Source organism: Salegentibacter sp. 24, from assembly GCF_004362395.1.
Taxonomy (GTDB): Bacteria; Bacteroidota; Bacteroidia; order Flavobacteriales; family Flavobacteriaceae; genus Salegentibacter.
In genome coordinates, this window is the sequence record NZ_SNWE01000027.1 from 1 (window position 1) to 12,872 (window position 12,872).

Sequence of the window (12,872 nt, forward strand, 5' to 3'; positions counted from 1 at the left end):
AAAATGAAGAACAAAAGGATTTAGTAAACCTCTTCGATTTAGATAGAAATCTATCTTAGAAGCTCGGGTGTCCCCATGCACAAAACAGGAAAAATTGGAATTTTAAATTACTTAAAATCTTTTTTACTTGAAAATAAAAAAATGGTTGATCGAAAAGCTTTTATGCTTTTTAATCAACCATTTTTCTTGTAGTTATATAAAACTATACGTGAAGTGCACGATTCTCGGTGGCAGCCAGGGCAGCTTCCTTAACCGCTTCGGCATAAGTTGGATGCGCATGACTGATTCTGGAAATGTCCTCTGCAGATGCCCGGTATTCCATGGCCGTAACAGCTTCAGCAATAAGATCGGCAGTACGTGCACCAATCATATGTACCCCTAACACCTCATCAGTTTTTTCATCGGCAAGTATTTTTACAAAACCATCGGTATCTCCACTTGCCCTGGATCGGCCAAGTGCACGCATAGGGAATTTTCCTTCTTTATATTTTACACCATCTTCCTTAAGCGCTTCCTCGGTTTTACCCACTGAAGCAACTTCAGGCCAGGTATAAACCACCCCCGGGATTAAATTATAATCGATATGTGGTTTTTGTCCGGCAATGGTTTCAGCTACAAAAGTTCCTTCTTCTTCAGCTTTGTGAGCGAGCATTGCTCCACGAACAACATCACCTATAGCATAGATATTCTCTACATTTGTTTGCAAATGTTCGTTAACCTCAATCATCCCTTTATCGGTTACTTTAACTCCTGCTGCATCAGCATTTAAGCCATCAGTAAAAGGCTTACGACCAACCGAAACCAGGCAATAATCTCCTTTAAACTCTACTTCTTTATCTTTTTTATCATCAGCTTTGATGATAATCTCATCGCCTTTGCGCTCTACCGACTTCACCTTGGTAGAAGTATGGAACTTCACCCCTTGTTTTTTTAATACTTTTTGAAGTTCCTTGGAAAGTGCACTATCCATAGTTGGGATAATACGATCCAAAAACTCAACCACAGTTACCTCAGCTCCCAAACGGCGATAAACCTGCCCGAGTTCCAGTCCAATAACTCCACCCCCAATTACAATCATATGCTTGGGAATTTCCTTAAGCTTTAAAGCTTCGGTAGAAGTAATAATTCTTTCCTTGTCAAGTTCTATAAAAGGAAGGTTTGCTGGTTTTGAACCAGTGGCAATAATTGTTTTTGCAGCTTCGATGGTCTGGGTCTCACCATCATTATTTTCAATATTAATATGGGTGTTATCTTTAAAAGAACCAACCCCTTCAAAAACATCGATCTTGTTTTTGTCCATCAGGAACTTTACTCCGTCGCAGGTTTGACTTACAACAGATGATTTTCGTTCCATCATTTTTTCAAGATTTACTTTAACTTCTCCCGGAATCTCAATTCCGTGGTCCGCAAAATGTTTTACAGCATCGTGGTAATGATGGGAAGAATCCAATAGCGCCTTACTGGGGATACAACCTACATTAAGACAGGTTCCACCCAATGTTGAATATTTTTCTATGATAGCAGTTTTCATTCCCAGTTGCGCGCAGCGTATAGCGGCCACGTATCCTCCTGGGCCAGATCCTATAACTGCAACATCATATTTACTCATAATTTTATCTTTTATGTTGATTTTTTAACAAAGTAAACACAAAAGTACAACTATTCAGGGCAATGACCAATGCCACTAAAATTATGATTTAAGCTTTAACATAAACTGTTTTCTTATTGACAAATTCCATCATTCCTTCTTTTGCCAGTTCCCGTCCGTAACCAGATCGCTTGGTTCCACCAAATGGAAGTCGGGGATCGGATTTGACCAACTCGTTGACAAAGTAGGCACCATCACTTACTTTTTCAGCCATTTCCATAGCCTTTTTAATATCTTTAGTAAATACGGTTGTACCCAGCCCAAATTTTGATTTTTCTGAAAGTTCAAAAGCTTCCTCTATACTTTTTGCTTTAATAACAGCTGCTAGAGGACCAAAGGTTTCCTCATCGAAAGCAGGCATGCCAGGTCTTACATTGCCAAGAATGGTTGGCTGATGAAAACAATTATCCTGCTCCCCACCAAGGATTAGTTCGGCGCCCTGTTCCAGTGATCTTTTAACCTGACTTTGAAGTTGATCGGCAAGATCCTTCCTGGCCAGTGGACCTATCTGGGTAGTATGGTCCATTATATCTCCTACTTTTAAATCATTGACAGTAGCTTTGAATTTCGAAATAAATTCCTCATAAATTCCTTCTAATAAAATAAATCGTTTCGCTGCAATGCAGCTTTGTCCGCAGTTTAACATCCTGGCCGAAACGGCCGTCTTTACAGCCCGATCAATATCGGCATCTTCCCAAACAATAAAGGAATTATTTCCGCCCAGTTCAAGTAAACTCTTTTTAATATATTTCCCGGAAAGCTGTGCCACTGCCGACCCTGCGGCTTCACTTCCGGTTAAAGTAACCGCCTGAACTGCATCGTGAGCAATAATCATTTCCGTTTGATCGTGGTGGACAATTAAATTCTGAAAAACACCTTTTGGATATCCTGCCTTTTTGAATACTTCTTCAATTTTCAAAGCACAGCCAAACACATTTGGCGCGTGTTTCAAAATTCCGGTATTTCCAGCGGTAAGTGTTGGCGCGGCGAACCTGAAAACCTGCCAAAATGGAAAATTCCATGGCATAATAGCGAAAACGCTTCCTATGGGATCATGCCTCACATAGCTATGGGTGGCATCGGTTTTTATCTCTTCAGGAGCTAGAAATCCTGCAGCATTTTCAGCGTAATAGTCACATACCCATGCGCATTTATTAATCTCAGCTCGTGATTCAGAAATTGGTTTTCCCATCTCCTGAGTGATCATTTGCGCATAGTCATTAACATGGTCCCTTAATACCTGTGCGGCATTTTTTAAAAGTGCAGTTCTTGAGGAAAGAGGCTTTTTGCTCCAATCTTTAAAAGCATTTCCAGAAAGGTTTAAAACTTTTGAAGTTTCTTCTGTTGTTTGCGCAGTATACTTCCCCACCTGCACTCCGTTATAGGGATTTGTGCTATAAAATTCCATTTTGTTTTATTTTTTATGACTTTGGATTAGGGTTGAGAATTATTTAAAATTAGAAGGAATTAACTATAAAGACTAATGTCATAAATAATAGCAAAATCCATTATTTATGACACCAGGTTTTATAATTTTCTTAAATTAAAAAATAGAAATTAATTCCTCCAGGAATCGTAATATCCTGCCCCCATTTTACTCCAGAAACCGGCTACAGCCTGCCAGGAGACTTCTCCATCATTAATTATTTCCCCTCTTAATTTTTCAAGTTCCTTTTCGTTTGTTGATGGGTGGGCCTGAGCCATAGCATTTACCATAATTTCAGTAATGCTTTCCTGCCAATCCAGATTCTCTGCGTATTGCTCTTCAAATGGATCTTCTACCGTATTGGCCATTTCTATAGCTGGCTGGTTCCAATTGTGAGCTGCAATCTGGGCTGGTTCGTAATTTATGAGCTTATAAACCTCCTGAAAATTTTCAAAGGTTTGTTGTAAAGAAGTTTCAGGCCACCGAAGTTCTACTGAGCCTTTCAAGGGTTGGTATACCGAGGTAAACAAGGTTCCAAAACCTTCCTTAAATTTAGTGTTATAAAGAGGCGCCTTTAGAAAAGCATCGGCTACCTCAGTGGAATCTACTTTTTTAGCTGACAATATTTTATTTAGAAACGAAGATCTTTCCAGGGTTTTATTAAAGGCCGCATTTTCCGGCCAGTCTATTGTTCCCTGGTGATTGGTCGTAAAAGCAGCATCAGTTACCAGTGGGGCTTTATCTGGCGCCAGTTGTACGGTTTTAAATTTCCCTGTTTTATCAACAACGGTTACGTTATAAGACATATGGGAAGGGATCCTGCTCAAAGCTTCTACAGCTTGCGCTACATTGCTACAAAATTCCAAAACATAACGTAAAATAAAGGGGATACCGAAACCTACGCCTACCTCTTTTCGACCTCCGAAAGTTAGGGAAACAGCAAGACCTTCCTCATTCATCCCATCTACGGCACCAATTAAGCAATCGCTGGTTGCTATCACCTTTTTGTTATTCCAAGAGGTGAGCAGTTGTGTTCCCTCCATTAGGTCCGGATGAAAATCGTAATTTCTAACCAGCTGAATATCTTTCCCAGTAGTAACTGCCTGGGAGCAGCCACTTATGTATGCTGGAGGTTGGAAACCTGTTAAAAAACGAGCCGCAAGCTTATCTCCTTTTGCAAGTTTGCAAAGGCGTTGATAAGTAGGCCACATCTCTGGCATAAACTTTTTAAGTGCTGCCTGCGATGTTTCAAGATCAGGATAATTGGCAGTTCCTTTAGAATTAAGCCAGGTTTTATAAGCTGGCCAGTGAGTCTGATATAATTTTTTCCATTTTGACCCAGGTTTTCCAGGTTCAGAAATAGCATTGAAATATAATTGCATTGGTATGGGTTTTAAATAACTATTTGTATCATTAAGGTTGGCAAAGTAGTTTTAATTCCTCTTAAACCTTCAGAATATCAGTATATTATTTAGTTAAAGTTCCTGATAATTTTGGCTTTTTCTTATCTTCTACCATCTCAGAACTATATTGTCCCCTAATAGCTTTAATCCAATGCTTGGCCCTGTTATTAAGTTGAAAATCATCGGTCATCATTCTCCCTCGGCTAACTAGTATTCCCATATCAGCGCCTTCATAGAGATAATCTCCTTTTCTGCTAATTCTCAGAAAGAAGGCTTCATTTTCATTCTCTACCGCTCTACGGTGCGTATCCATCCTATCGAACTGGATATGACCAGTATCGTACATTCTATAGATACCGGAGCTTGGTGCTTTAGTAACATATTCTATGGTATCTTCAGTATGCTTTACAATTAGCTGGCTCCATCCATCAATATTTTCCTGGTGTGCCCAACGATTATTAATAGCTTCGATATCAAGTTCATAATCGATATCCATCCATTCTAAGATATGAAAAACAAAAAGAGGTGCATCTGCAAGAGCAAAAACAGCGTGATTCGTTATAGAACTAGCTCCGGTAACCCTTGGATTTAATTCTCCTAAATAAATCTCTCCGTTATCCTGATCTATTAAAAAATCGAGTTCAAAATATCCTTTATAGCCTTCTTCTCTTAATTGATTTCCAAATAATTGGGTATATTCAATAGCTTTATCTCTAAGTTCTGGAGTAAATGCATTGGGATATATCTCATTGCCACACCAGCCACCTTCATAAGGGGTTAGTTCCTTAAAGCCTACGAGTTCCGTCATTAATGGAGCTACAATTGTTCCGTGCCGGGTAACGCAAGCTTCTATGGCAGAACCTCTGCAGCGAATACGCTTCATCACTTTAACTTCCTCCTCTTTCTCGATCTCTTCTGCATTTTTTTGATACTCTTCTTCATTCGAAATAAAGAAAGTAGTATGACCAGAATCCCCAAATGGAGTTTGAATAACCAACTCGTTACCAAGGTGTTTTGAAACCTCTCTTAGATGCTGATAATTATTTACTTTAGTCAATACATAAGGCACACAGGCTACTCCTGCTTTTTCTGCAATCCGGTTGGTATTGACCTTATTGTCCAGAAAAGTTCGCATTTCGGCTTTGGGGAACATAATTTCCAGGCCTAGTTTATTTGCAAGTTCTTCAGTTTTTTCATTAAACATAAGAAACATGGCTTTACCAGCCTTCCCATTCACAGATCTTGTTTTAAGATAATCCTGAACCTCGGGGTGTTGCAAAAGATAATTGTTTATGTCTTCAATACCTTCAAAATCATCGTGTGGTATCTCGGTTTTTGGTGAAAACACGTTAGGATGCAGCCCATCAAAGCACTCTATATGGCAAATAAATTTGAATCCTTTAATCCATTCATCAGCTCCTAAAAGATTGAAGTTAGTAGCACTTATAAAGTATAAGGGTTCTTCATTTTTATGGAAAGATCTACGAATATCTGAAACTCCCTTGAGCCCATTCTTTCTTTTATTAGGACCAGGTGTATTGACAGCCAAATTTTTATCTTTAGCCTTAGTACCTCCCACTGTCTTTTTAATTTTAGTACTTTTGGCCTTTCCACCGCCGGAGGCGGTAGTAGTTTTTTTCTTTTTAGCAGTGGAAGAAGCAGGAGTCTTACCTTGCTGAGCAGTGGAGTCCGATGGTACGGATTTCTTTCCTTTCAAAGGTTTTTCTTCGGTAACTTTTAATTTACGGTCTTTTTTAGCACTGCGTTCGGGAGAAATCGGTTCTTTTTTTGGTGTGGTTTTCTTTTTATTAGTTGCTCCTTTTTTACCGGAGGTCTTTGGCTTTTTAGAATCCATGATTTTAATTTTTTAAGTTAGTGATCTTTTTTTTAGAATTGTTCGCCATAGAGCCCATAGAGCTCACTGTTTTCTGGCGGTTTAGCACATTGTCTTTAAAAATTCTCAGGCCGAGATCTGCCCGGTAACCGTGAATTTCTGATACATCCAGCGCTGTTAGAAACCGGACAATTTCTTCACTTACGACCTGACCAGGAACAAGCACCGGAAATCCAGGTGGATAAGGAATTATAAAAGATGAAGCTACAAGGACCCTGTTGTCCTCCATGGCGGGCAAACATTCCAAAAGTGGCATATATTCATAATTCTCCTCATTGTAGGCCAAGAAAAAAGCTTCTCGTATATTTCCTCCAGGAACTCCAGGAACTGCCTGGAAGGAATGGTGGAAATAACTAAAATCTGGTAAAGGTGGAAAGTCCTCGGTCAAAGACTTAATTCGGTCTTGACGATTATTCCCTTCCTTTTGACTAAGGGTTTTAAATTCCTGATCCAGCTCATCGGCAATTTTTAATAGTGCATTTGTTAGATAAGTAACACTTCCCCTGGTAGTTCCAATATTTGTCATAAACAAAACCGTATTCCTGGAGGTTTTGTTAATCTGAATATTAAATTTATCCATAAGATATCTGTTCTTAAAAGTATCACCATCCACTCCTGTTCTACCAATATGCAGGGTGATTTTTGTGGGGTCCAATACAAATTCATCCTGTTCCCAGGCAGTTTCCATCCTGGTCCAACCTTCCTTGGAATTATAATATTCTTTTATACCCGATTTTCTGTGCTGTTTGGGGATAAAGTTCCCTATGGTTAATACATCAAAATATTTCTTTAACCGTGGGTGATCGTTGACTTTAGCCCTTAGAACCATTGCCAGTTCAATACTTTTCTCTACTAGCTCATAACCTTCGAATTGCACCTGCCTTCTTCCGACATCCAGAGAGGCCAACATCTGATAATTTGGAGAAGTTGAGGTATGTGTCATATAGGCTTCCATAAAAGTATTCTCACTTTTTTTACGGAAATCTTCATCCCATACATGTATCATTGATCCCTGGCGAAAACTACTTAGGGTCTTATGTGTACTTTGAGTTGAATAAACCCTAATGCGAACTTCATCGGGATTGGGCAGACTAGGAATTTCATTCTTTTTTAAAGATTTTATATGGGCATTGTATTCTTCCCGGTAAGTATTGCTTTGGTATTTATCAAACAATTTTTTAGCAACAAACATTCCTGTACGTTGCTTATAATTATAGGTAAAACCAGCAAAGGCAAACCAGGCTTCATCCCACAAAAAGATCATATCTGGTTTTATAGCCAGAATCTCCTGCATAACTCTTTCAACATTATAAACCAACCCATCAAAAGTGCAATTGGTTAGCAATAACATCTTAACCAAACTTAATCTACCAGCCTTTTTTAATTGAAGCAATTTTTCTTTAATCTGCTCTAATGGTACTGCGCCATACATGGAATATTCTTCTATAGGATAAGAATCCAGATAAACTGGATAAGCGCCAGCTAATACAAGCCCGTAATGGTGTGATTTATGACAGTCTCTATCTATTAAAATTACATCTCCCGGCTTTACAAGTGCCTGCACTACAATCTTATTAGCGGTAGAAGTTCCATTGGTTACAAAAAAAGTGTTTCTGGAGCCGTAAGCTTCACTAGCCTTTTGTTGTGCTTTTTTAAGCGAACCGGTCGGTTGCAAAAGAGAATCTAATCCACCGGTCGTTGATGAAGTTTCTGCCAGAAACATGTTTCTTCCGTAAAAATTTCCAAAATCCTTGATCCACCTGGATTTAAAAACCGAATTCCCCCTGGAAATTGGCATGGCATGAAATATTCCCGTAGGTTTTTTACTGTAGTCCTTTAGCGCTGAAAAGAAAGGTGTTTCATAGCGTTCACTTATTCCTCTAATAACGGTGAGGTGAAGTTCTTGTAGGTCTTCAGTTCGATAAAAAATTCTTCTAAAAGTTTTTAAGGTGCTATCTTTTAAATTTCCTAATGCAGTATCGGTTACATAGTAGGTATCCAATTCCGGCCTAAATTTTTTAACCATAGTACCCAAAATCGGTCCTAACTCTTTAGGCGATTTATCAGCATATTTCAGTCTTAAAATATTTTGAATAAAAGGCTTGATTACGGGGGTGATCTTTTTTGAATGATATGGCGGTGCATACCGAATTACTACCGCCTGAATATTAAAATTAAATTGAAGGGCGATTAATGCATCCTCAAAAGAACGCTGGACTACAATTCCGTATGCAAACTGTTCATTAGAAAGTCGCATTTCTTTTAGATCATGGCGTAATTTATTTTCTTCTGCCTGAGAAATATCCTCCACAAACATGACCTCAAAATAATTTTTTCTTGCTACTTCGGTGTATTCCGCTTTATCGGTAAGCTCGACCCCCGGATCTTCTTCTTCTAAAAAATCAGGATTGCTTCTATACCTATCACTTACCAAATTTTTTGTGATCTCTGCTATTTTGTGAGACAGGGCAGTATGTTCCTGTCTTTCTAACATTTCCCTTAACGAATCAATACAAGAAATACCAGGAAAGGCAAAAAAACACTCCACACCCTCAAGATCTTTTAAAAGGTGTTGGAGGTTTTTTTTGTGGACCTTTTCATTTTCTGAACCACGGGCAGCAGAATGGAGTTTAGTAGACTCACTTTTTAAGTTATTCCAGGATTCTACCCTAAGTTGAGCAATATTGTAATAATGTGCACTATCTATTTTTTTCTCTGGCATAATTATTCTTTTGAATGTAAAGCGAGTTTATTTCCTTCAGAATCAATAAAAATGGCAAAATGACCTGACTCCTGGTTTATTAAAGTTTTGGTCATTACAATTCTCCCACCAGCAGCTTCAACTCTGTTTAAAATATGGTTTAGATCCCTTCCGGCATTGAGATAAAGAAGGGGACCAATTATTCCTGGTATTGAATTTGGCCCCGTAACAATGGCTCCTCCAATACCCTTTTCCGCTGGAAAAAATGCCATTGCATAATTACCATCAAATTGGGTTTCCATATCAATATTGAAAATCCGATTATAAAAATCAACGGCTTGTTGAAAATTGATTGCAGGAATTTCAAACCAGCTTATAAAGTCTTTTACAGGTTGTTCTCCTTGTTTTTCTTTTTTCTTCTTTTGTGTAGTTCCTCCCATAGTTCTGTTTTTTGATTATGCTCCAAATCCTTTATATCCTGTAGGATTTTCCGGTGGTTCATATTCGTGTTCTTTCAACTTTAATTCGGCAAGATTATCTAGTCGGGTAGGTTTAATAAGCGGCCCCAGGGAATTAAGATAAGGCAACTGAGCACCCTGCTGGTATATATGGAAATCACCTATATGATCTCTAAAACTTTTTAAAGGTTGCCCTAAACGTAGTACACCTAGTTCCCGACTTCTTCTTACCCGATTTATATTGAGTTCCAGTGGAAAAATCTCTTCGTTCCCTTCAGCCTGATAGATCACCCTGCCATCGGGGCCACAAACCAGGGATCTTCCATTGCCACCTGATTCGAGCCCGTTCACATCGAAAAAGTAGCATTGATTGACAGCGGCCATAGCCCTTACTATAGATAATTCTATTTCCCTATCTATAGTTCCTGTCATAGTTGGATGCAGAATAACCTCTGCTCCCATTACCGCCAATGTTCGAACCGTTTCAGGAAACCACATATCATAACAAATGGATATTCCGAATTTAGCCACTCCCGGCACATCAAAAACACAGAATCCTGAACCCGGGGTAACTCCAACTTCATAAGGATAGAAAGGAAACATTTTTCTATATCGTGTAACAATTTCCCCTTGCGGATTGATCACCGTTGCAGTGTTATAGATTTTACCTTCACTTTTCTCAAAGATGGAACCTGGCAATAACCAAACTCCGTGCTTTCTGGCCATAGCCTGCATTTCCTTTTCAAAATCTCCCGGAATTTCCTGCGCATTATGGGTTAAGGGACCGTAGCCGCATAACTCGCTAAACACTACCATATCAACCCAGGGGTAAAGACTCATGGTAATATCTAGTTTGAGCTTCATCATTTCCACATTGGAAGTGACTGCGGAAACCTTCATTTGTATTCCTGCTATTGCAAATGGATTCATATATTTTCAATTTATTATTATCCGCCAAAACTATTTTTTCGGACTCCTTAACTAGTTTTCTCTTAAAAAAACTGGTTAGTACATTTACTACTTAAATTCACAACAAAATAGTTAGGTAACAGCTCCCGGAATTTTCCTGAACAGCTTTTCAACAACTCACTAAAATTTAAGTATGTTTTCTTATTTGGTTCTCCAGAATATCCAAACCTTTATTTAATTGTTTATCGCTAATTACCAACGGGCACAATATTCTTAGAACATTTTTAAAGGTACCTGCGCTTATTAAAATGAGACCTTCCTGGGCGCAGCCTTTAAGAATCTTAGCACATAATTCCGTATGTGGATTTGATGGATCGTTATCCTTTATGAATTCGATCCCTATCATAGCACCTATTCCTCTTACATCACCAATCTCCGGACATTCCTTTCTAAATGTTTCCATCCGCTTTGTAATGATCTTACCGATATAAATGGCACGTTCATTAAGATTCTCATCCTTCATAAACTGGATAGTAGCTAAGGCAGCAGCACAACAGACTGGACTTCCTATATAGGTGCCGCCAATAGTACCCGGCTCTGCAGCATCCATGATTTTAGCACTACCCAGGACAGCAGCAATAGGAAGGCCAGAACCCATAGATTTGGCGTAGGTACTCAGGTCAGGCTGTACTCCATAATGCTGCCAGCTGGCCCAATGACCTGTGCGACAGAACCCGCTTTGGATTTCATCGAATATGAGCAAAACCCCGTGCTCATCACAAAAGGAACGAAGTCCTTCCAGATATTTTTTTGGAATAGGATTAAAACCACCTTCTCCCTGAAGTGGCTCTACAATTATGGCAGCAACACTATTGATATCAACCATACTATGCGCACTCTCCCTGAGCCTTTTGAGTTCTGTTTCCACAAATTCTTCCATGGTTTGTGTACCGTGATATTTGTAAAAATTTGGAAAAGGAATTCGATAAACTTCTGGAGCAAAAGGCCCTGAAGAAAATTTATAGTTCACCTTACTGGTCAGGCTCATCCCCATCAATGTCCGGCCATGATATGCTTCGGTAAAACAAATTACCGCTGGTCTTTTTGTTGCCTGTCGTGCAATCTTAATCGCATTCTCCACAGCTTCAGCCCCTGTGCTGATTAACATTGCTTTTGTTCTATCCCCATGAGGAAGAATTTCAGCAAGTACTTCACAAAGCTTGATATAAGGCTCGTATGTAACTACATTAAAACTGGTATGAAGATATTTTTCGGCCTGTTCCTGGATAGCCTTTACCACCGGTTCCGGACAATGCCCGGCATTGACAACACCTATTCCCCCAGCAAAGTCTATATGCTCTTTTCCGTCTACATCTGTTATTATTGCTCCTTTAGCCTCTTTAACCGTGGCTGTATTGAAAACACCAACTCCGTTGGCTACAATGTTTTTTCTCCTATCAAGGAGTTGCTGAGATTTGGTTTGCTCTTCAGTCATAAATACTTGGATATTCTTTTGAATGGTTAATTTAAAAACTTGCAAAGGGAGGGAAGATAAAAGTAAGTAGGTCCTAAACCTTCTTTCGCCGCTTGTTAATATACAATATTATTTTCGTATATCCCACGTCCTTTACACTGAAAACCAGACTTAAAGGCGATTTATCGCTAATTTCAGGAGAGAAAACTTGTTCAATATTCATTCTAAAAGATAAACCAGAATACTATTTATTTCATTAATATTCAATAATTTATAGATCCATAAAAAGCAAACTGTAATCAATTTTTCATTTACCAAATTACCTAACTTGAAATTTTTGAAAAAATATCAAAATTAAGTTGCAAAGAACTTTAAAGTTTAATATTGTCCCATTTGAGATATTGAGGGATCCTATTTTAAAAAATTCTTTCAAATAAACTAAAGGGGAACAGCCGTGGTACTTTTCACAGGACTGATAACAAAGGTGCTTTGGGTGCTACCAATATGATCTAAACTGGTTAGTTTAGTGACCATAAATTCACGGTAGGCTTCCATATCTTTGACCAGTACTTTTAAAATATAATCATACTCGCCGCTTACATGATAACATTCCATTACCTCAGAGAGCTTCGTGACTTCAGTTTCAAATTTTGTTAGGTAAGACCGGGAATGTTGAATAAGTTTTATCTGACAGAAAACCATAAAACTCTTTGCTACTTTATTTGGTGATACCAAGGCAACATATCCTGAAATTACGCCCTCGCGCTCCAGGCGTTTAATGCGCTCAAAAACAGCAGTTACTGATAGCTGCAATTTATTGGAAATCTCCTTATTGGTCATCTTACTATCGTCCTGAAGATGTTTTAAGATCTTCAAATCTTTTTGATCTAATTTCATACTGAAAAATTTTCTAAACCGAATTTTAAACTGACTTAAATACCGATTTATTTTCTATTTAA

The 12,872-nt window shown here is 38.6% G+C and carries 9 protein-coding genes; all 9 read right to left on the reverse strand.

The annotated features are described in order from the left end of the window. Window positions 1-202 precede the first annotated feature (202 nt). Window positions 203-1,609: a dihydrolipoyl dehydrogenase gene (gene lpdA / locus DET49_RS15835; protein ID WP_133549453.1), complete on the reverse strand. Its 1,407-nt coding sequence runs from the start codon at window positions 1,607-1,609 to the stop codon at window positions 203-205. 88 nt (window positions 1,610-1,697) lie between these two features. Beyond that, window positions 1,698-3,056, reverse strand: coding sequence for an NAD-dependent succinate-semialdehyde dehydrogenase (locus tag DET49_RS15840; RefSeq protein ID WP_133549455.1), 1,359 nt, complete (start codon window positions 3,054-3,056; stop codon window positions 1,698-1,700). Between the two features lie 149 nt (window positions 3,057-3,205). Then, window positions 3,206-4,456, reverse strand: coding sequence for a C45 family autoproteolytic acyltransferase/hydolase (locus tag DET49_RS15845; protein ID WP_133549457.1), 1,251 nt, complete (start codon window positions 4,454-4,456; stop codon window positions 3,206-3,208). An 85-nt stretch (window positions 4,457-4,541) separates the two neighbouring features. Further along, entirely contained in the window at window positions 4,542-6,332 is a 1,791-nt protein-coding gene (locus DET49_RS15850) for a biotin carboxylase (RefSeq protein WP_133549459.1), read from the reverse strand. Between the two features lie 4 nt (window positions 6,333-6,336). Further along, window positions 6,337-9,093 carry an aminotransferase class I/II-fold pyridoxal phosphate-dependent enzyme gene (locus DET49_RS15855; protein WP_133549461.1) on the reverse strand — a complete coding sequence of 919 codons (2,757 nt, stop codon included), beginning with the start codon at window positions 9,091-9,093 and terminating at the stop codon, window positions 6,337-6,339. 2 nt (window positions 9,094-9,095) lie between these two features. Continuing rightward, window positions 9,096-9,512, reverse strand: a complete 417-nt coding sequence (locus DET49_RS15860) for a VOC family protein (RefSeq protein WP_133549463.1) — start codon at window positions 9,510-9,512, stop codon at window positions 9,096-9,098. A 15-nt stretch (window positions 9,513-9,527) separates the two neighbouring features. Beyond that, window positions 9,528-10,460, reverse strand: coding sequence for a carbon-nitrogen hydrolase family protein (locus DET49_RS15865; RefSeq protein ID WP_133549465.1), 933 nt, complete (start codon window positions 10,458-10,460; stop codon window positions 9,528-9,530). Between the two features lie 166 nt (window positions 10,461-10,626). Beyond that, window positions 10,627-11,934, reverse strand: a complete 1,308-nt coding sequence (locus DET49_RS15870; protein WP_133549467.1) for an aspartate aminotransferase family protein — start codon at window positions 11,932-11,934, stop codon at window positions 10,627-10,629. A gap of 417 nt (window positions 11,935-12,351) precedes the next feature. Further along, window positions 12,352-12,810 (reverse strand): Lrp/AsnC family transcriptional regulator, encoded by a 459-nt coding sequence (locus DET49_RS15875; protein WP_133549469.1) that lies wholly within the window; start codon window positions 12,808-12,810, stop codon window positions 12,352-12,354. Window positions 12,811-12,872: the final 62 nt, after the last annotated feature.